At 36.3% G+C, this 19,569-nt stretch carries 22 protein-coding genes and 1 tRNA gene; 7 read left to right on the top strand and 16 right to left on the bottom strand.

Features of this window, described 5'->3' with window-relative positions; all coding sequences use genetic code 11:
• Position 1 precedes the first annotated feature (1 nt).
• The 14 genes from HMPREF2937_RS06430 to bshC form a co-directional block, all read right to left on the bottom strand.
• On the bottom strand, positions 2-295 hold the full coding sequence (locus HMPREF2937_RS06430; RefSeq protein WP_002480600.1) for a YggT family protein: 294 nt from the start codon (positions 293-295) through the stop codon (positions 2-4).
• An 11-nt stretch (positions 296-306) separates the two neighbouring features.
• Positions 307-909 carry a cell division protein SepF gene (locus tag HMPREF2937_RS06425; RefSeq protein ID WP_002480599.1) on the bottom strand — a complete coding sequence of 201 codons (603 nt, stop codon included), beginning with the start codon at positions 907-909 and terminating at the stop codon, positions 307-309.
• A gap of 5 nt (positions 910-914) precedes the next feature.
• Complete coding sequence (locus tag HMPREF2937_RS06420) at positions 915-1,589, bottom strand: YggS family pyridoxal phosphate-dependent enzyme (RefSeq protein ID WP_002480598.1); 675 nt, start codon at positions 1,587-1,589, stop codon at positions 915-917.
• A gap of 19 nt (positions 1,590-1,608) precedes the next feature.
• On the bottom strand, positions 1,609-2,397 hold the full coding sequence (pgeF, locus tag HMPREF2937_RS06415) for a peptidoglycan editing factor PgeF (RefSeq protein WP_070864241.1): 789 nt from the start codon (positions 2,395-2,397) through the stop codon (positions 1,609-1,611).
• A 222-nt stretch (positions 2,398-2,619) separates the two neighbouring features.
• Entirely contained in the window at positions 2,620-3,786 is a 1,167-nt protein-coding gene (gene ftsZ / locus HMPREF2937_RS06410) for a cell division protein FtsZ (protein ID WP_002480596.1), read from the bottom strand.
• 29 nt (positions 3,787-3,815) lie between these two features.
• Entirely contained in the window at positions 3,816-5,234 is a 1,419-nt protein-coding gene (gene ftsA / locus HMPREF2937_RS06405) for a cell division protein FtsA (protein WP_002480595.1), read from the bottom strand.
• 102 nt (positions 5,235-5,336) lie between these two features.
• Complete coding sequence (locus HMPREF2937_RS06400; RefSeq protein ID WP_057510999.1) at positions 5,337-6,266, bottom strand: cell division protein FtsQ/DivIB; 930 nt, start codon at positions 6,264-6,266, stop codon at positions 5,337-5,339.
• A gap of 14 nt (positions 6,267-6,280) precedes the next feature.
• Entirely contained in the window at positions 6,281-7,630 is a 1,350-nt protein-coding gene (gene murD, locus HMPREF2937_RS06395; RefSeq protein ID WP_070864240.1) for a UDP-N-acetylmuramoyl-L-alanine--D-glutamate ligase, read from the bottom strand.
• A gap of 3 nt (positions 7,631-7,633) precedes the next feature.
• A complete protein-coding gene (mraY, locus tag HMPREF2937_RS06390) occupies positions 7,634-8,599 on the bottom strand; it encodes a phospho-N-acetylmuramoyl-pentapeptide-transferase (RefSeq protein WP_057510997.1) in 966 nt (321 codons plus the stop codon).
• Positions 8,600-8,680: 81 nt separating this feature from the next.
• Positions 8,681-10,834, bottom strand: coding sequence for a penicillin-binding protein (locus HMPREF2937_RS06385; protein ID WP_070864239.1), 2,154 nt, complete (start codon positions 10,832-10,834; stop codon positions 8,681-8,683).
• Positions 10,815-11,213 (bottom strand): cell division protein FtsL, encoded by a 399-nt coding sequence (gene ftsL, locus HMPREF2937_RS06380; RefSeq protein WP_023015775.1) that lies wholly within the window; start codon positions 11,211-11,213, stop codon positions 10,815-10,817. The genes HMPREF2937_RS06385 and ftsL overlap by 20 nt, the downstream gene beginning before the upstream one ends.
• A 20-nt stretch (positions 11,214-11,233) precedes the next feature.
• Positions 11,234-12,169 (bottom strand): 16S rRNA (cytosine(1402)-N(4))-methyltransferase RsmH, encoded by a 936-nt coding sequence (gene rsmH, locus HMPREF2937_RS06375; protein WP_023015776.1) that lies wholly within the window; start codon positions 12,167-12,169, stop codon positions 11,234-11,236.
• 14 nt (positions 12,170-12,183) lie between these two features.
• Entirely contained in the window at positions 12,184-12,615 is a 432-nt protein-coding gene (mraZ, locus tag HMPREF2937_RS06370) for a division/cell wall cluster transcriptional repressor MraZ (RefSeq protein WP_002480588.1), read from the bottom strand.
• A gap of 143 nt (positions 12,616-12,758) precedes the next feature.
• Entirely contained in the window at positions 12,759-14,372 is a 1,614-nt protein-coding gene (gene bshC / locus HMPREF2937_RS06365; RefSeq protein ID WP_070864238.1) for a bacillithiol biosynthesis cysteine-adding enzyme BshC, read from the bottom strand.
• Positions 14,373-14,520: 148 nt separating this feature from the next.
• On the opposite strand from bshC, the gene HMPREF2937_RS06360 reads away from it, so the two are divergent.
• Positions 14,521-14,967, top strand: coding sequence for an N-acetyltransferase (locus HMPREF2937_RS06360; RefSeq protein WP_002480586.1), 447 nt, complete (start codon positions 14,521-14,523; stop codon positions 14,965-14,967).
• 90 nt (positions 14,968-15,057) lie between these two features.
• On the opposite strand, the gene HMPREF2937_RS06355 is transcribed toward HMPREF2937_RS06360, so the two are convergent.
• Complete coding sequence (locus tag HMPREF2937_RS06355; RefSeq protein ID WP_070848764.1) at positions 15,058-15,738, bottom strand: YjjG family noncanonical pyrimidine nucleotidase; 681 nt, start codon at positions 15,736-15,738, stop codon at positions 15,058-15,060.
• A 346-nt stretch (positions 15,739-16,084) separates the two neighbouring features.
• Here HMPREF2937_RS06355 and HMPREF2937_RS06345 point away from each other — a divergent pair, with 346 nt between their 5' ends.
• The 3 genes from HMPREF2937_RS06345 (at position 16,085) to HMPREF2937_RS13985 (ending at position 17,719) form a co-directional block, all read left to right on the top strand.
• The gene (locus HMPREF2937_RS06345; RefSeq protein ID WP_070864236.1) at positions 16,085-16,822 is read left to right on the top strand and encodes a hypothetical protein; all 738 of its coding nucleotides are present in this window, start codon (positions 16,085-16,087) and stop codon (positions 16,820-16,822) included.
• 134 nt (positions 16,823-16,956) lie between these two features.
• Complete coding sequence (locus HMPREF2937_RS06340) at positions 16,957-17,136, top strand: hypothetical protein (RefSeq protein ID WP_002480583.1); 180 nt, start codon at positions 16,957-16,959, stop codon at positions 17,134-17,136.
• 79 nt (positions 17,137-17,215) lie between these two features.
• Positions 17,216-17,719 carry a hypothetical protein gene (locus HMPREF2937_RS13985; protein ID WP_023015780.1) on the top strand — a complete coding sequence of 168 codons (504 nt, stop codon included), beginning with the start codon at positions 17,216-17,218 and terminating at the stop codon, positions 17,717-17,719.
• A gap of 40 nt (positions 17,720-17,759) precedes the next feature.
• Here HMPREF2937_RS13985 and HMPREF2937_RS06330 read toward each other — a convergent pair.
• Positions 17,760-17,833 (bottom strand) — tRNA-Arg (locus tag HMPREF2937_RS06330).
• Positions 17,834-18,147: 314 nt separating this feature from the next.
• Between HMPREF2937_RS06330 and HMPREF2937_RS06325 the strand changes: the two genes are divergently transcribed.
• From HMPREF2937_RS06325 to HMPREF2937_RS06315, 3 genes are all read left to right on the top strand, one after another.
• Positions 18,148-18,282 carry a beta-class phenol-soluble modulin gene (locus HMPREF2937_RS06325; RefSeq protein ID WP_002480580.1) on the top strand — a complete coding sequence of 45 codons (135 nt, stop codon included), beginning with the start codon at positions 18,148-18,150 and terminating at the stop codon, positions 18,280-18,282.
• Positions 18,283-18,448: 166 nt separating this feature from the next.
• Positions 18,449-19,108 carry a 3'-5' exonuclease gene (locus HMPREF2937_RS06320; protein ID WP_070864235.1) on the top strand — a complete coding sequence of 220 codons (660 nt, stop codon included), beginning with the start codon at positions 18,449-18,451 and terminating at the stop codon, positions 19,106-19,108.
• Positions 19,109-19,123: 15 nt separating this feature from the next.
• Positions 19,124-19,522 (top strand): YkvA family protein, encoded by a 399-nt coding sequence (locus tag HMPREF2937_RS06315; protein WP_070864234.1) that lies wholly within the window; start codon positions 19,124-19,126, stop codon positions 19,520-19,522.
• Positions 19,523-19,569 lie beyond the last annotated feature (47 nt).

Raw genomic sequence — 19,569 nt, 5'->3', positions numbered from 1 at the left:
ATTAAACTAATTGTTGCAGAATCAGTACGAATATCGCATGTAAGCCTCTTTGGAAGAATATCAACACAAAGATAGCGGCTAAACTTGAGATATCAATCATACCGATTGGCGGGATAATTTTACGAAATGGTGCTAAAAACGGTTCGTAAATCTTACGTAGGAAACGTCCAAATGCAGAACCTTGCGCATTCGGTATCCATGACATAAAGAAGTATAAAATCATACCCCAGTAATACACTGTCAACAATATCTCTATCGCATTAAATAAGAGCGCTAAAACATTAACTAAACTCATAGCTGGTTACCTCATTCATAATCAAATTCAGACGTATCAATATCTTCTGTAATACTGCCAGCTACTTCTACGTTATCTGGTGTACATAAGAAAATATCATTACCGACACGTTGGATGTCTCCACCGATTGCGTATACTGTTCCGCTTAAGAAATCAATAATACGTTTCGCAGAAACATTGTCAATACGTTGTAAATTGACGAGTGTCGCACGTCTATTCTTCAACTCATCCGCAATATCTTGCGTATCTGAGAAGACACGTGGCTCGAATAAACACATTTTTGAACTTTCGTGCAAGTTCCCAGCGTTCATATTGACTACATTTCTTGAAGGGTCATTGTTTGTGTGATTAGCCATTTGATACTTCCTTTCATTGGAAGACGTCTGCAATCGATTGCTTTGTGTTTGACGTTTAGGGACAGTCTTAATTGCTCGCTGTCTTTCATTATAATAATTATTATTGTTTGTTGATTGCGTTTGCTGCGCTGTTGTAGTAGCTTGTGTTTGAGGTTCTGGTTCAGCTTGTGCAGTATTTTTTGTAGGTTGCTGACGATCAGCAACTTCCTCTTCTTCTTCTATGACAAAAAAATTGTTAAATAGGTCTTTTAAAGCCAATTGGCTCACTCCTCTTTCCCTACTAGTTTAGTACCGATTCGTACGAAGGTTGCGCCTTCTTCTGCAGCAATTTCATAATCATTACTCATGCCCATAGATAATTCAGTGCATGGCGCATAATCTAATTGTTTTGCTTGAATTTCATCACGTTTATGTCTTAATGTTTCAAAAATCTGTCTAATTTCTGCTTCATCTTCTGTATAAGGTGCCATTGTCATCAGACCCACGACTTGAATGTTCTCATATTGTTCAAGTAATTCGATAAATGCATCTACTTCTTCTAAAGCAAGACCATGTTTACTTTCTTCTTCAGAAACATTCACTTGAACAAAACATTTAACGACATGTGATGCGCGTTTATTGATTTCTTTCGCTAAACTTTTACGGTCTAATGCATGTAAGTAATCAATGTCATCGATAACTTCTTTGACTTTACGTGATTGCAATGTACCGATAAAGTGCATTACCACGTCATCTGGCAATGCTTCTCGCTTAGCTTGGAAACCTTCCAAACGATTTTCCCCAAAATGTCTGATGCCAGCATCATATGCTTCTTTAGCTCGCTCTATTGTAACATATTTTGTTACAGCAATCACGTTCGGTCTGGTGTCACGATGGACTTTCTCAAGACTTTTCGTAATATGTTCGTTGATTTGTTCTAGATTTTGTTTCACATTCATTCCAATTACTCCTTACTTCTTACTGTCCGATAAATGCCAACATACGGCCAGTCTTACTTTTTTCTACCCTATATGAAAAGAATAAGTCCAAATTCTCAGAAGTCGCATAATCTGTTACGTCAATATTTTCACTCGGTACACCTGCTTGGATAAGTAATTGACGATTCGCTTCTTTTAAATCGATGCCATGACGATCTTCGCCACGTGTGTCAATAAATGTTGATGCATCAACAGGTAAGGCTTCAAATTGCGCTTTAATGTCATCATTAATTTCATAACTATTTGAAGTCGCAGGACCTATCACAACTTGCAGGTCTTTCAAATCAAAAATGATATGTTCTAAAATTTCTTCTGAAATACGGCCAACTGTACCTTTCCAACCTGCATGTGCTAATGCAATAAAATGATGCTTTGGACTATAGAAATAAACAGGTACACAATCGGCATAGCACATCGTTAATAATACATCTGAATCATATGAGTACATACCATCTACTCCATGCAAAGCATCTGTTAATGTATCGATGTTTGTATTTGCGTCTTCTGTTGTCACTTCAACAACATTTGTGCCATGTGTTTGAATCGGGAAGATCCATTGTTTTCTATCATAACCGATGGCATCAGCAATGATACGTTGATGGGCATGTACATTTTCAGCAGCATCATCGATATATAATGCCATATTAAACGCGTTTTCTGGATACGGACTCTGTCCACCTTCTCTGGTAGTGAATCCTAAAGTAATCCCTTCTGATTTCGCATCAGTATGTTCTAAATAATGTGGTTGTTTGCTAAAATTTTCTGGCATAATAATCTCTCCTATTTATAGATTGATGCCTTTTAAACTAGGTTGTTAATTTAATAGTAAAGCTAATTGCGCTTATATTCAAATATATAAAAAGTGTCATCAGATCAATCGATCTGATGACACTTTAGATTATTGTTCTCACTAGACCACTCGATGACCTGTTGCATCTAATCTTGCGTGATACTATGGTTGATTGCTCAATGCAAACTTTATAGAAAGAGATTAACGTCTAGTTCTTCTTGAACGTCTTTCTTCTCTGTTTCTGATGAAGCTTGGAATATCATCTTCTTTAGTAGTGTGTGTTCTTGATTCGCTTGATGATTCAGAACTATGAGATCTTGGCGCATGACCGATACCTTCGTCGCTTGAAGCACTTGTGCTTGTTGCGCTAGATCCGAAACCTGTATTAGATTGTTTACGTGCATGAGTTGCTGGTTTGTCTTCGAAACCAGTCGCAATTACAGTAACTACGATTTCATCTTGTAATTCAGGGTTGATAACAGTACCGAAGATCATGTTTACATCTTCATCTGCTGCATCTTGTACAATGTCAGCCGCTTCTTGCGCTTCGAATAAAGATAATGATTCTCCGCCTGTAATGTTCATTAGGACACCTTGTGCACCAACGATTGATGTTTCAAGTAATGGAGAAGAAATAGCTTTTTTAGCTGCTTCAACTGCACGGTTTTCACCAGAAGAAACACCGATACCCATTAATGCAGAACCTTGGTTAGACATGATTGTCTTGACGTCTGCAAAGTCAAGGTTTACTTCACCAGATACTGCGATTAAGTCTGAGATACCTTGTACACCTTGGCGTAATACGTTATCCGCTTCTTTGAACGCTTCCATCATTGGCGTAGATTTGTCAACGATGTCTAATAAGCGGTCGTTTGGAATTACGATTAATGTATCAACAGCTGCTTTCATTGATTCTACCCCTGCAGCAGCTTGAGTTTGACGTTTACGTCCTTCGAAACTGAATGGGCGAGTTACAACACCAACTGTTAATGCACCCATTTCTTTCGCGATCTTAGCAACAACTGGTGCAGCACCTGTACCAGTACCGCCACCCATACCAGCAGTTACGAATACCATATCAGCGCCTTGGATAGCGTCTTCGATTTGCTCGCGAGATTCTTCTGCAGCTTTTTTACCAATTTCTGGGTTCGCGCCAGCACCTAAACCACGTGTTAATTTTTCACCGATTTGGATTCTGGACTCAGCTTTAGATAAGTTTAATGCTTGACCGTCAGTGTTGATTGAAATAAATTCAACATTGTTCATTCCGTGGTCAATCATTCGGTTAACAGCGTTGTTACCTCCGCCGCCGACACCAATGACTTTTAACGTCGCTAAATGATTAAATCCTTGTTCAAATTCTAACATTTAAATTTCCTCCTAGTTTTAATGGGCAATCAATCAAATAGAGATTTCAATAATTTTTTAAATTTACTTTCTTCTTGTTTCTCATGAGATTGGTCTGAGTTATAATCAGTTTCTTGCTTAGTATTGTGTGTTTCTGGTGTTTCAGAAACTTCGTCTGTTTCAATTGATTCACCTGAAGCAGGTGTTTCATGAGTCGGTTTAGCTTGTTTTTTCTTGAACCAGTCGAAACCGCTTGCTTTTTCAGTATGCGGCTTAGGTTCTGACTCGATTACTTCCTCTTCAAATTCTTCATTATCATGATTACTAATTGTAACATAATCTAATAATTCATCAAAAGTGATACTGCTAGAAATCGTTGAAATTGCAGATGAGAATTCAGGTTTTCTGATTCCCATTTGTGAAGGTGTATGTATTCTTACCTTCTCATTAACCATATCTTGCAATAATTCACGAACACCTAACAAGTTTGCTGAACCGCCTGTTACCACAAATCCGCCGTTGACTTTCGTCAATCCTAATTCTTGCAGTAAATCAAAGACATTGAAGAAGATTTCTTCTACACGTGCTTCTATAATATCTGCTAAATCTTTTTGCGTGAATTGTGCATCTTCATCACTATCGATTTGTTCAACAGAGAAAACATCTTGATCTGATGCTGAGTTATAGAATGCATGACCATATTGATGTTTCACTTTTTCTGCTGTCGCATAAGATGTATTAAGGCCTTGCGCAACATCATCAGTGATATCACGTCCGCCCATTTCGAATGAATCAGCGTCAACTAACTCGCCGCGTTCGAAGAATGCTACTTGCGTTAAATCTTGGCCAATGTCAATCACACATGCGCCTAACTCTTTCTCAGTCGGCGTCAAGATTGAGCCATAGTTGTATGCATCAGAATAAACATCTAATACATCCACACCGCAAGCTTCTACACATTTAATTAAGTTGACAAGAATTGATTTTTGAATCGCAATAACACCTGATTCAACTTTTAACGAATGTCTTGCAATCAATTCTTTCGGATCAGAAACTTCGTTGTCGCCATCTACGATGAAACGAATTGGGAATGTATCCACCACTTCAGTTTCTTCAACGTCGTTTTTATCTCTGATGCCTTCTAACACAGTTTCAATGTGTCTTCCGTTTATTTCAGTATCTTCATAAAATTCGATTTCATTGGTTTCATCATAAACTTCAGTAGCGACAATCGGCAATTTCAAGAATACTTCTTTAATATCAACGCCTGACGCGATTGAAGCTTTCTTAATTGTATCTTTAACAGCTTGTTTAGCTAAATCGAAATCATCGATCAAGCCATTCTTAATTCCGCTTGTATAGGTTTGTCCTGTACCTATCACATTAATTCCATTATGAAATTTTTCGCCTACTATTGTTTTTACACTAGATGAACCAATATCTACACTTACATAGTAATGTTCCTCCATAGATAGGCACCTCCTGACAATTTCTTTAAAAAATACACTATAGTTAGTTTACAATACGTTTCTATGGTTGTGAACTATAAACACATGATATTCAAGACTTTTTTAATTATTTGTACTACTTTCTTTCTGAGAATTATCTTTTGTTGTCTTATCATCTTTCATTTGGTCATTAATTTTGTTCAAAGTATTCTGCAATTCATCTTTCGCTTTATCTTCCATTGCTGTACCTTCTTTCAATTTCACACTGCTGTCTGATGATGTTGATGAAGAAGATTTGTATGGAATAAATGAAGCACCGACATATAAATCAATATAACCTGATTTTTTCAATTCACCAGAGTCATCACGTTCTAGTGCGCTGACCATTTCAGGATAATATTTTAATTTATCGGCAATCGTGCGTATATTGCCGATGACTTGAATGCCATCTTTCATATACAATCTGATTTTATTGCGGTTGTCTTTATCATCCGCATATTCTACTTCAGAAATCGATTGTCTGATTTCTGTCGGTATTTCCGATAAAGCTTGAATCATTTTATCGCGTCGTGATTCACTAAAACCTGATATCACTGGCGCATCATTCGGTACTTGTCCTTTATAATCTTTTAAAATATGATCATTTGAAAGCACTGGATGATATTTGCCCTTATCTTCTAACAATCCGACCAATTGATACTCAGAAACATTCACCTCTAAATTATTCGGCAATTTTCTCTTGATCTGTACGTCTTTAACGAAAGGATTTTCTTTCATTTTGTTGATGGCTTTCCCTTTGCCGAACATGTAGATTTTAGTATCTCTCTTTAAATCCAAAGCTTGTTTCGCTTCTTTATCAGAAAGATAATGGTTGCCTTTAACCTCTACATGGTCAATATTACTAATTGGCGTGAACATATACAATACTATCAGAATAATTAACGCTATGAGTGTTCCAAATATTATAAGTTGAACGCGCCGCTGTTTTGCTCTGCGTTTTCGGCGTTTTTCTTTTAAGTACTCTGAATCAATTTTTCGTACTTTGTCTGCCATCCATCATCACCCTCCTACTTCGAAGGGAGATGTGAACGAAAACTGTCGATGAAAACATCTCCTCGTTCTTCAAAAGTATTGTATTGATCCCAACTTGCACATGCTGGTGATAATAAGACCACATCATTTGGTTCAATAATATCTTGAACTTTCTCCACTGCGTCTTTAACATCTGTTGCACGTACCACATACTTGCCTTGGCTTTCACCAAGCTTCGTCAACTTATCTTGTGTTTCACCAAAGGTCAACATCACACGCACATTCTTCATGTATGGAATCAATTCATCAAATCCATTTCCGCGATCTAACCCGCCGCACAACCAAATGATCGGTTGTTCGAATGAATTCAACGCAAATTGCGTTGCTAAAGTATTCGTTGCTTTCGAGTCATTATAATATTTGTTCGTTTTGTTCGAACCAATATATTGCAGACGGTGTTTGATACCTGAGAATGTTGTTAGTGTATGAATGACTGCATCAATAGAAACACCTGCTAACACTGCTGCAAGTACAGCAGCTAAAATGTTTTCTAAGTTATGTTCACCAGGAAGCACAATATCATCTTTATGAATAATACGTAAACCATTCAAGACGATATATCCGTCTTTCATATAAATGCCGTTAACTTCTTGATTTGTAGAGAAATAATATGTTTTGGCTTTTAAGCCTTCTGTTTCAATCAAATGACGTTGACTGTAATTACAAATCAAGAAGTCATCTTCAGTTTGATTTTTATAAATACGTCGTTTCGCATCACGATAGTTTTCTAAAGTACCGTGATAATCTAAGTGCGCTGAATAGATATTCGTAATAATCGCAATATGTGGACGATACGTATCGATACCAAGCAATTGGAAAGATGACAACTCAGTAATTAAGTAATCTTCAGATTTTGCTTCTTGTGCAACTTTAGATGCTACAAAACCGATATTGCCTGAAAGCAGACCTATTTGTCTGCTGTTGTCGAACATGTCGCCAATTAACGAAGTCGTTGTTGTTTTACCATTTGTCCCAGTTACCGCAATAATCGGTGCTTCTGAAATCAAATAACTCAATTCGACTTCCGTTAATATTTTCAAACCACGTTTTTCTGCTTCTTCAATCAATGGCACAGTATAGGGAATACCTGGATTTTTAACAATGATTGGATTGTCATCCAATAAAGATAATGGATGATGTCCCCCGATGACAGTTAAACCCATTTCTTTTAAATCTTTCGCATGCGGATCTTTGGAAAGGTCCCCGCCATCATTGACAGTAACTTCTGCACCAAGATGGTGTAGTAATTTAGCCGCTTCATATCCGCTTTTCGCTAATCCAACTACTAATACATGTTTTCCTTCTAATCCTTTATATTTAAGCAATGATTAATGCACTCCAATCCATAAACCTATCAAGCCTGTGATGAGTCCTGTAATCCAAAATACTGTCACAACTTTCCATTCATTCCAGCCGCATAATTCAAAGTGATGATGTAACGGACTCATCTTGAATATACGTTTGCCTGTTAATTTGAATGAAGCGACTTGTAAAATAACTGATAATGTTTCAGCAACAAATACAAATCCGATGAACAATAATGAAATTTCCGCGTTTAACATAATTGATACAGTTGCGATGATACCACCTAAAGCTAAGCTGCCTGTGTCTCCCATGAATACTTTTGCTGGGTTGACGTTATAGAATAAGAAACCAAGCAATGCGAAGACCATAATAATACAGAATGTACCTACTGCATGATTACCAAGCATAAAGCTCATAATCGCATACATAGAAAATGCAATAATAGATAAACCTGTCGCTAAACCATCTAAACCATCGGTTAAGTTAACCGCGTTAGAGAAGCCGACTTGCCAGAAGACAATGAAGACGACATAAACGACAGAAAGCGGAATTTGTACTGTTGTAAACGGAATGTGAATGCCTGTCGCAAAATGAATCATGTTAAATGTATCACTCAAGATAAAGAAGATAACCGCAATCGCAATTTGTGCTAAGAATTTTTGCTTACTTGTTAATCCTTGGTTATTCTTCTTCACGACAATGATGTAGTCATCGATAAAGCCGATTAAACCAAAACCGACTGTCACAAATAACAATAGAATAAACGGATTCGGATTATCTGAGAAGATAATCGCAATTAATGTTGCGACGATAATACTGATTAAGAACGTTAATCCACCCATCGTCGGTGTACCTGTTTTCTTCATGTGGCTTTTCGGGCCTTCTTCACGGATACTCTGTCCAAACTTCATCCTTTTTAATGTTGGAATCAGTATGGGTACTAATACTGCTGTAACTAAAAATGCGACAATTGCTAAAACATAAACCATATTGTTCTCCTTGTGTATCTTAATTTAATTTTATATGTAAGATGAGGGATGGATACCAAACGTATCCATCACCTCTTGATGCTAATCTGCTTGTGGTGCGGACAATTTCACTTCTACTTCTTTTTTATCTTTCAACGACGTATTCGGGCTGATAGATTGTTCAGAAACAAAGCCATTACCTTTCATTTTAACACGAATTCCTGTTAATGATTCGAAAGCTAAGACATCATCTTTACTCCAATCTTTCATATCAGGCATTGTCATGTCACCATCTGTTTTCATAAAGACTTTACTGTGCAGTAATGTCTTTTCATCAGCTTGCGGTAATTGCTGTGCAACCGTATCGCCTTCACCGATGACTACTGGTTTCAAGTCTTTGTTTTTCACAGCTTCTTCAGCTTGATCCACAGTCTCGCCTGAAACATTTGGCACTTTGCCGAATGAATCTTTAGTTGCTTTTTCATTATCTTTACCGACATTTAAATACTTCAATGTATTTTCCATAATTGGATTAAATGCCGAGCTGACATTCATTTCATAAGCTTCTTGTTTATTTTTCTGAGCTAAGCTCATCCCAGCATAAACAATAATTTCAGGATTTTTGCTTGGCGCATGTCCGATAAAGCTTGAGAAGTATGGATAAGGACCTTTAACGTAACCGCCGTTTTCAGGGTCAGCTACTTGGGCAGTACCTGTTTTACCACCAATACGATACCCTTTGACTCTGAAGTTTTGCGCATGACTTTTCTTGCTGTTAACAACTAAGTCCAATTCTTTTTTCACTTTGTTCGCGGTATCTTCCGTAATTGGTTTGCCCGCAAATTCTTTCTCACCTTTATATAGTGTATCGTTTTTAACCGGATTGTCTATACTACTTACGAACCAAGGTTTAACCATATTCCCTTTATTAAAGAATGCAGTTTGTGCTTGCAGCATTTGGATAGGAGTGACTGTTGTAGATTGTCCAAATGCTGTTGTTTTTTGTTGTAATTCATTATCCCAGGCAATACCGCCCGCTGCTTCACCATCGAACATACCGCCTGTTGGTTTACCGAAACCGAATTTCTCATACCATGATTTCATCTTGTCAGATCCAACCATATCTTGAAGCTGCATCATCAAGGTGTTGGATGAATAAGTGAAACCAAGACTCATTGGAATTTTACCCCAACCTGTATTGTTCCAGTCAGAGATTTCAGAACCCATGATATCTCGATGACCTGATTTATATTCCTTATCTGGTTTGAACTTACCTTCTTGAATCGCTGCGGCTAAACCATACGTCTTGAAGGTAGAACCCGGTTCATACGTATTTTGATATAGGTCATTCGCCCACTTCTTACCGAAGTCTTTTCCTGTTTCAGGGTTGAATGTCGGACGTTGACTGAAGGCTAAGATTTCACCTGTATGTGCATCCATAACTACCGCAAAGGCATCTTTTGGTGCGAAACGATCATCTAATTTATTCAAGGCTTCCTCTACAAAGACTTGGATGTTTGAGTCAATCGTTAAATGCACATCATCTCCACGTTGCGGTGCTACTTCTTGTTTAGAATTTGGTGCGATATAGCCCCAAATATCATGTACATAAGATAACATCCCACGCTTACCGGATAAATAGCTGTCGAAGATTTTTTCAACACCCATGGCACCTTTTAATTCTCCATTATCTGGATTCTTTTGTGCCATTCCAATTAAGTGAGAAGCAAAGTTTCCATTAGGATAGAAACGTTCTGTTTCAGGATATAACGCAACACCAGGCAATTTCATTTTTTCGATTTTGTCTTTTTGTTGATACGTTAAGTTGCTACCCTTACGGCCGAACTCAACTTGGAACGCTTTTTTGTTATCTAACATTTTTTCAATTTCTTTAGGTTCCATATCGATGATAGTTGCGAGCTTCTTAGCCGTTTCTTTCTTATCAACCACATGACGTGGCTTGTCTGAACCTTCATCAGCTTTCTTACTGACAACTGCTGTCAGTTTAAAGCGTTCAACGTCTTCTGCGAGGACTTTGCCATTACGGTCATAAATCTTTCCTCGTTCTGGTTGTTGTTGTGTTTGAACTAAATATTTTTCATTGGCTTTCATCACTAAGTTTTGTCCTGAAGAATGCCCTGTCAACATGACAAAGGCATACCTTAAAACCAATAGAAAAAAGAGCAGTCCGAACAAGCTGACGAGGAGGACTGCCCCTATTTTATTTTTTTTAATTTTAATTTTTCGCTTCGGCATTATTACGCACTACCTTTACATTATCGTTCTTTAAGCTCATGCCTTGTTTTTGAGCTTTATCGTAAATGCGTTCATAAGAAGAGTTCTTTTTGATTTCTGATTTTAATGCGCTGTTCTGACTTGATTGTTGTTCGATTTTATAATCTAAATCAGCAATTTTACCCTTAGTATCATAAGCATCCATTTTTAATGAAAGTATATAAATACTGATCATTGCAATCACTGCGACTAAAGATATGTATAATACCTTCTCAAATTTAGTGAGTTGTACGACAACCTTGCGCTTAACTTTCTTAGTCGGCGATGGATTGACTTCTGGGGTTTGTCTGGCGGGTTCATATTGTTCGGTATAAGGTTCATAGATTCTTTCTACAGCCATAGCAGTTTGTCACTCTCCTATCATTTTAAAATCTCTGCTACACGCAATTTCGCACTGCGAGCGCGGTTATTTTCTGCTAAATCATCATCGGTTGCTGTAATCGGTTTGCGGTTAACACGTTTTAATTTCGGTGTATATTCCTCTGGAATAATAGGTAAACCACGGGGAACTTCAGGGCCTTTTTCATATTCTTGGAAGATTTGTTTGCATAAACGGTCTTCCAACGAATGGAAAGTAATCACTGAAATGCGTCCGTGTACTTTGACTCTTTCAATTGCTTGCTCTAATGAGTCCTCGAAAGCTTTCAATTCATCATTTACAGCAATTCTGATAGCTTGGAAGACACGCTTCGCAGGATGCCCGCCTTTACGTCTTGCTTTAGCAGGAATACCTTCTTTAATAACGTCAACCAGCTGTAAAGTTGTTTCAATGGGTTCATGTTCTCTTGTTTTTTCAATTCTTCTGGCAATCTGTTTAGAGAATTTCTCTTCACCATAACGATAGAAGATTCTGACTAAACTTTCATAAGGCCAGTCATTCACAACTTCATAAGCTGATAAAGGTTGTGTCTGGTCCATACGCATATCTAATCTAGCATCTTGGTGATAACTGAATCCTCGCTCCGGCACGTCTAACTGTGGGCTTGAAACGCCTAAGTCATAATAAATGCCGTCTACTTTGTCAATGTTCAAATCATCAAGGATTTGATTGATTTCTCTGAAATTACTGTGCACAAAAGTGACACGATCTAAGTGGTCCTTTAAGACCTCTTTCGCATTTTCAATTGCTGTCATATCTTGGTCTATCGCAATCAAATGTCCTTTGTCATTGAGTTGATTTAATAAATAAAGGGCATGGCCTGCTCCACCAAGTGTACAGTCTACATACACACCATCTTCTTTTATATTTAATTCGTCAATGGTTTCTTTTAACATGACACTTACGTGATGAAACACTTTCATTCCTCCATTTAAAAATCAAAGTCTATCAAATCTTCAGCGATATCTTCGAAACTGTCTTCAGATTCTTCATAGAAAGCGTTCCATGTAGATCTGTCCCAAATTTCGATGCGGCTAGAAACACCAATCACTGTACATTCTTTAGTTAAATTAGCGTACTCCCTTAAATTTTTAGGGATATTAATACGCCCTTGTTTATCAAGTTCCACTTCAACAGCACCTGAGAAGAACATACGCATAAACTTACGTGCGTCTCGTTTTGTCATCGGTAATGACTTCATTTTCTCCTCAATATTCTGCCATTCTTCCATAGTGTAACCGAACAAACATTTATCAAGGCCTCTGGTAATAATAAAACGTTCATTCAATTCGTATCTGAATTTAGATGGTACAATCATGCGTCCTTTTGCGTCTAATTGGTGTTCGTACTCACCCATGAACATTTATATCACCTCACCTTATTTATAATTTACCACAACTCACCACTATCCTCCACTATTTATGTGAACATATCGAAAAAAATTCATTTTTAGCATAAAAATAGCCCGTGCTCAAGACTGCGAGCACGGGCTAAACCCTTGATTCCCTAAGGTTTGATAATAATTTGATTTAAAGTGTAACGAAGTGGTGGATAGGTGGAGGGACTGAACACATCCATCCCAAAATCATTCATAATTTGTAGCGCATTCCAGATTCTTTCTTGAAGACCGCCCATTGGGTGGAGGGCATCGTTAATTTCTCTGAAATGTTTCATGCTGATCGCATTTTCCCTCTCGATATTATGGAAATAACGTTTTCTAAGATAATCATACTGCGTATGATGAATTTGATTATTTTTAATCACTAAATTCTTATTATCTTCATTATCTTTTACTTCAGCTAATAACTGCTTATAGACTTCTTGCTGATTCTCTTGAAGCGCGTCTAATTGTTCTAGGAAATTATCAGATGCATGCGCTCTGATAAACTTATCTTTCTCATCATCAATACCATTGGTAATCACATCTTCAGTATTAATTTCATAGCGATTCAATAGTTTTTCAACGCGTGGTGTTAAATAAGTTATTTTCATACGTGGCAAGACAATCGGCATGTCTACATCTAAAACATCAAATGCACCTTTTAATTCTGCCCAGTATTTAATTTCACTTGGACCGCCGATAAAGCTGAGCGTATTGAACAACCACTCTTCCATAATCGGTCGTGTCACCACGTTGTTTGAAAAACGTTCAGGTTCTTGTTCTAAGATTTCAAGCAATTCCGCTTCTGTATACCCAGTTTGAGACTTACTTGTATAGAACTTACCATCTTCAAAAGTCAATAATTGACGCATGTCTTCTTCATGTAAGAATAGATGCACATTCGTGTCAGTTTGAATCATCTGACTGAACCCTGCTTCTACTGTACGTGCTTGTTGTTGTCTAAAGGCATTATCTACCGCTTCATGTTGTTTCAACATTTCTTTTAATATCGGTTGTTCAAGCTGACGCAATTTCAGATCTTGCGCATCAATGAATAGTACACCGTAATCTTTGAAGACTGTGTGTAATAACGCTTTGAAAATATCCGTCCACGTTTCATATTTTTGAATTAGAGACAACATTGTCTCATGCAGTACTTTCGTATGTTCTGTTTCTTGAAGCTGCCCCATAAATTGATCTAATGCTTCAATTAGTGCTTCCTTATCAGGCGTATAGCGTGAAACGTTACTTTCAGGCGGTGTCATAGTATGATACTTTACCTTCTGCAACATCGCTTTTTTTGGATTAAAGACATACGTGTGATTCACTTCATCAAAGTCGTGGTCCTCTCCGGCTATCCAAAAGACCGGCACTACTTCTTTTTGATATTCATCTTCTACTTGAAGACTTAAATTAACAATCGATAATATTTTATGAAAAGTATACAGCGGTCCCCCGAACAACCCTGCTTGTTGTCCACCGATGACTACTTTAGCTCCTCGACTTAATTTATCAATACTCTCTCTTTGTTGATCAGATAAATCTAAATCTGACATATATTCACCAATAATAGAAGCTAATGCTTTCTCCCTGCCGTTGCTTGGCTTGTTTAAAGCTTCTTTAAAGCTTTCAGGAGACATCGCATCATATTGGTAAAATGAATTAAGCACTGAATCGCTTGATTTTAATTTTGTCAGAAACTGATCATTCTCATTGATATTTGCGGTTAAACAATCCATACACTTTTCTCCTTAACTACTGTGTTTTCTCAATCATAGTATAATGTCTATTTCTATATAACACAATTTAACGGCTTATCGTATTCAATGCGTGTAAGCGCTATTTAATATATAATATACTTAAGAAAACAAAAGGGGGAGAAATAAAATGGGCAACATAAAACACTTAGATATTAACTATAAGACGGATGAATTGTTTGAGAACTTTAGAGAAACAAGTAATCCTAACCTCGCCTTTATTGATGAATTTGCGGGTGAAATGATTGACGCAAGTTCAGAATCACCATTTTACGGCATTTTTGTCGGGGAGAAAATTGCAGCGAGAATGGCGTTATATGAAAATGGCGAAGTTGAAGAACAATACTTCCCTGACTACGATCATTACTTAGTATTATGGAAACTAGAAGTATTACCTAATTATCAATCAAGAGGACTGGGCACAGAATTAGTAAACTTTGCGAAAGAAAAACACTTACCAATTAAAGCTATCGCAAGAAACCAATCTAAAGATTTCTTTATCAGACATGGTTTCAAAGATGTCGAAGCAAAGAACCCAGAAGGTTATGATGTATTGATTTGGGAACCAGGCCACTAAGATACACAAACAACCTTGGCATTTAATAAAAATCACTATTAAAACATAGAAATACGGTCTTGCATGTGGTGATGCAAGGCCGTATTTCTATTATAAAATCGATTTGATTTCATTTAAGTTTTTAATTTCATAGTCTGGCTGAATCTGCGTTGTATTTTCTTTACCTCTATAGTTAAACCAGCATGTCGCAACACCTGCATTAATACCACCTTGGATATCAGATGTTAGCGAATCACCGATAATCAATGTACGCTCACGATCCGCATCTATACGGTCAAATACATAATCAAAGAATTCCGGCATCGGTTTTTGGAAACCTGTCACTTCTGAAATAAAAATATCATTAATCATCGATTCAAGCGGTGTTTGGGTCAGTCTGCGTAATTGCGTATCTTCAACACCATTCGTCACGATATAAAGCTTCGCATGATCTGCCATATATTGAATGGCATCTAAAGTATCAGGAAAATACTTTACCGGTGCTGTCGCAAGACCATCGCGGAACATCACATCCGCTTCATGTCCATTTACCTGCATCCCAAAACGATTAAAATAATTAATAAAACGCTCAGTCAGTACTTCTTCTTTTGTTAACTTATTCTCTTGAAACGCTTCCCAATGCGCTTGATTCACTTCTTTAAATAACGCTAAATTTTGATATGTCGGATCAAGTTGATATTCTTTGGCTAAATGAAAGAATGCTTGGTCTTCTGCATCATGAAAGTCCACAATCGTATCATCAAAATCTAACAGTATCGTTTCATACTTCATTGTTTCACCCCCATTATTCCTCATGGTAGTTGAATTTATAATATCTTGCAATAGCACTATACGTCTCTTACAAGATTTAAGCAATTAACCCATCCAACATTTAATTGTGAAACTATATTTTGTTAGATATACTAAAGAATATAAACAAACATCAATCACCTATTTGGGTATGGGAGATAAAAATATGACCTTCACCGCAACTACCTTTTTAACTTTATAGCTGCTATTCACACTTGTCTTTATTATCTTTTTATTCTTTACATTAAACGCTTTAGGTAAACAAGCTCGATACAAATTCAAATTGACTATTACATTGAGTTCTTTATTGTTAGGTCTCATTTGTTTTGTGGGTATTTTCACGGATCAATCACTCTACAAAAACATCAATACAAAGTTTTCTTTCAAAGATAAACTGTCCTTCTTAGACAAAAGAGATAAACCAAAACCTGCACCTCAACCAAAACAAGACACAAGTCAAAATCAAGATACAGAACACCACTATTCTCGTGATGAGATAAAATCTAAAGGATACGAATATGAACATGACTATTTCCCGGTCGATTTTAAACCTACAACCGCTTCAGGCAAAACGATCAAATCAAAAGCTGAAGCATTAAAAGTAGGCCAAGATATTGAACCTGGATATTACCGTATTACTCCTACCGGCAAATCGTCGTCAGGAATTATCACAATGAAAAACCCTTTTGATAAGGAAGCAGAGAGTCAATTCCTTTCAAAAACTTCTGGCCCCTCTTCATTTACAACGTATCTTGTCGAAGGTCACACGCTCGTATTGAATGAAAAAGAAAAAGCAAATCACACTGAATATATCATCGCACCAGAAAAACATAAGATGCGCACAAGTCTCACACCTGGTACTTATATCGTCGGTACCGATGTTAAACCTGGTAAGTATAAAATCAAATCAGATAACAGCGGGAATTTTATCGTGACAAGCAATAAAAAAGATGGTCCTAAATATAATGAAATCTTAAAAAAGAACTTCATCAAATCTGTTTCACTCGATAAAGGAGACATTATTTATATTAAAGGACGTCCTATAGTGAAGCTCTCACCCCAATAGCTCATTTGCCTATCGTTATTAGCTGGCGTATAATTAAGTTCGCATGTATTTAAATTACCCTTAGACTATAATCAATGGATTAAGGGTAAATACATTATAAGAGATGTATTAATGTTTAAAGGGAGTTGAATTCAATGAATCCACGTTTAAAACGCGCGTATCAGTCATACATTGAGAAGTTTGGTGAACAACCACCAAAACCTTATATGAGTACTTTAAGTGAATACGAACAAGAAGAAGTCATCAACCAACGTATCAGAACAAACACAAAATTCTCTGATGATAAGTACTATAAAAAAATACCAGTGAGATAAATTCGATCTATTAAAAAGATGTACCTTAGTTGGTGCATCTTTTTTTAAAATATACTCATATCAACTAGGAGGTATTAAGATGGAACAATTAGGATTTCGAGAAAGCTTCATTGAAGGAAGCATTCTTGCAGAACTTGATAAAAAACAGAAAAAACAATGGAAAGAATTGAGTATTGAAGATAAGCGCCACTTTATAAAGCTTTACAAGGAAATCTTTAAATTTAATAAAGAAAAGTTTTATCAAGACTTGGAACATATATTTCAAGAAAGAGGAATTTTAGGTGAGGAAAAGACACCAGAACAAATACAACATGATAAATTGATTGATTTCTTTAGAACACAAGGTATACCTAATCCAACCGAAACAACAATAGAAGCATTTAAGTTCCAACAAATTTTCGCTAATTTCGATAACTTCTATCATGTAATGGGACAATTCACTTTCAATATAGAGAAACAAGCACAATTTAATTACTACATGTCTCAACAAAAGCAAAATTTTATACACATCGCACAAAGAGACAAGATAATCAAACAAAATGATGAAATCATAGAATTACTTAAAAAAATTGCTGATAAATAAGAAAAAACCCATAACCACAAAGGTTACAGGCTTTAAGCGACGTCCTGGGAGGGATTCGAACCCCCGACCGATGGCTTAGAAGGCCATTGCTCTATCCAGCTGAGCTACCAGGACATAATTTTTTAACACAAGAATTATTATATCTAATTAAAGTATTTAAATCAATACCATTCATAATAATTTCTGTTATGATTTTTCACTTTAGAAGATGTATTGCACTTATCATGACAAGTATATCACTTTTCTCAAGTAGAGAACAGTTAGGAATGCCTAAGTGTCAAGAATCTGTCAGATATACCACGGGTATGCATAGAACATTGTGAGTTAAGGAATTTAGCCCAATTAGATAAAAGATGATTGTATAGTAGAGATATCAAAGGTTGGTATTCCACTTAACCTTAAACAATACAAATATTGAGGTGACAATCATGGAAGGTTTATTCAACGCAATCCAAGCTACAATTGAAGCAGCTCAAAACGGTCAAAACTTAGAATTAGGTAAAAACATCGTAGACATCATCACAAACGGTGCTAGCATTGTTAGTAAACTCTTTGGTATCTAATATAATGCCAAACATTCACCATATTGTTTTAGTGAGAAGATCTAATAAGGTCTTCTCTTTTTTGTGTTCGAATTTATGGATTACTTTCCTCACGACCTTAATCTAAGCACCCTCCTACTATTTTATTGTAAAATAGTTATACACTTTAACTGATGGAGGTGGCGATGTGGATCAAGAAGAATTGAAACGTTTAAAAACAGAAAATGAATTACTTGTCATGAAATTAAGACTTAAAGAAAAGTATATTAAAGAATTAGAAGCTGAATTAAAACAACGCAAAAGATTGCCGATTCATTATATAAAATCACAAACACTTGCGGACCACTTTGTCACACTCAAAATTGAAACAACCGGTTTAAGCTCTGATTTTCATGATGCTTTTCAAATTGCACTCGTCGAATTTAAAGATGATCAAATGATAAATCAATATATGAAATACTTTCGACCTACACGCTTATTAACAAGAAAAGTGATACAAATGACAGGTGTTACGAATGAGTTCTTAGAAGACAAAGATTTTATTGAAAAAGAAGATATAGAAGCCATTCGTACATTTATTGGAGATAAACAAATCGTAGCACATGCGGCAACTTTCTCTATGAAATTCCTATTACGTTATTTCGACGACTTTAATATAGATATGCCTGAATATACTGTGCTAGATACACTCCCTCTTGCGAGAAAGTTAGTGAAAGATACACCTAATCATAAATTCGACACTTTAAAGACATACTTTAACTTAGAAAACTATGAATCTGAAGATGCTTTAACCGATGCGATAGTAACAGGTCAACTTGCTTTGAAGCTAAATAAACTAAAACAATAAAGAGAGACTACATTTATGAATATCAATTTCTTACCTGCTTTGAAATCATTTGTCGCTAAAATGAACCAAGAACTGCTAGTACTCTATTTATCATCGAAGGATCAACGCACACCAATGACCGTTAAAATACTTGCAGTCTGTATCGTTACTTATGCATTAAGTCCGATTGATTTGATTCCTGATTTCATCCCTGTTTTAGGTTATCTAGATGATATTATTATTGTGCCATTAGGTATTGCCTTGTGCTTAAAATTAATACCTGAACCTATTCTTCAAGATAATCGTCGAAAAGCATCTAAACTCAATAAAAATATCCTTTCACAAAATTGGTATGCGGGTGTTTTGATTATCATCTTGTGGATAATTGTTATAAGTGTGATTGGTTATTTTATTCTCAAAAACTTTTTCTGGTAATTATCATACCTTTAATCGAGTAGGAGAGTAATCATTAATTGACCACT

The organism is Staphylococcus sp. HMSC061G12 (genome assembly GCF_001838465.1).
GTDB lineage: Bacteria > Bacillota > Bacilli > Staphylococcales > Staphylococcaceae > Staphylococcus > Staphylococcus simulans.
The sequence above is the reverse complement of the archived record's forward strand: the minus strand, read 5'-3'. Positions and strand labels throughout refer to the sequence as shown.

Excerpts from the sequence above, each read along its gene's own strand:
- HMPREF2937_RS06420 (WP_002480598.1), bottom strand. The coding sequence starts at position 1,589 with ATGAATGTGAAACAAAATCTAGAACAAATCAACGAACATATTACGAAA.
- ftsL (WP_023015775.1), bottom strand. The coding sequence starts at position 11,213 with ATGGCTGTAGAAAGAATCTATGAACCTTATACCGAACAATATGAACCC.
- mraZ (WP_002480588.1), bottom strand. The coding sequence starts at position 12,615 with ATGTTCATGGGTGAGTACGAACACCAATTAGACGCAAAAGGACGCATG.
- HMPREF2937_RS06315 (WP_070864234.1), top strand. The coding sequence starts at position 19,124 with ATGAATATCAATTTCTTACCTGCTTTGAAATCATTTGTCGCTAAAATG.
- HMPREF2937_RS06400 (WP_057510999.1), bottom strand. The coding sequence starts at position 6,266 with ATGGCAGACAAAGTACGAAAAATTGATTCAGAGTACTTAAAAGAAAAA.
- HMPREF2937_RS06430 (WP_002480600.1), bottom strand. The coding sequence starts at position 295 with ATGAGTTTAGTTAATGTTTTAGCGCTCTTATTTAATGCGATAGAGATA.
- pgeF (WP_070864241.1), bottom strand. The coding sequence starts at position 2,397 with ATGCCAGAAAATTTTAGCAAACAACCACATTATTTAGAACATACTGAT.
- HMPREF2937_RS06340 (WP_002480583.1), top strand. The coding sequence starts at position 16,957 with ATGAATCCACGTTTAAAACGCGCGTATCAGTCATACATTGAGAAGTTT.
- bshC (WP_070864238.1), bottom strand. The coding sequence starts at position 14,372 with ATGGATTGTTTAACCGCAAATATCAATGAGAATGATCAGTTTCTGACA.
- ftsA (WP_002480595.1), bottom strand. The coding sequence starts at position 5,234 with ATGGAGGAACATTACTATGTAAGTGTAGATATTGGTTCATCTAGTGTA.
- HMPREF2937_RS06385 (WP_070864239.1), bottom strand. The coding sequence starts at position 10,834 with ATGCCGAAGCGAAAAATTAAAATTAAAAAAAATAAAATAGGGGCAGTC.
- HMPREF2937_RS13985 (WP_023015780.1), top strand. The coding sequence starts at position 17,216 with ATGGAACAATTAGGATTTCGAGAAAGCTTCATTGAAGGAAGCATTCTT.
- ftsZ (WP_002480596.1), bottom strand. The coding sequence starts at position 3,786 with ATGTTAGAATTTGAACAAGGATTTAATCATTTAGCGACGTTAAAAGTC.
- HMPREF2937_RS06325 (WP_002480580.1), top strand. The coding sequence starts at position 18,148 with ATGGAAGGTTTATTCAACGCAATCCAAGCTACAATTGAAGCAGCTCAA.
- HMPREF2937_RS06360 (WP_002480586.1), top strand. The coding sequence starts at position 14,521 with ATGGGCAACATAAAACACTTAGATATTAACTATAAGACGGATGAATTG.
- mraY (WP_057510997.1), bottom strand. The coding sequence starts at position 8,599 with ATGGTTTATGTTTTAGCAATTGTCGCATTTTTAGTTACAGCAGTATTA.
- HMPREF2937_RS06355 (WP_070848764.1), bottom strand. The coding sequence starts at position 15,738 with ATGAAGTATGAAACGATACTGTTAGATTTTGATGATACGATTGTGGAC.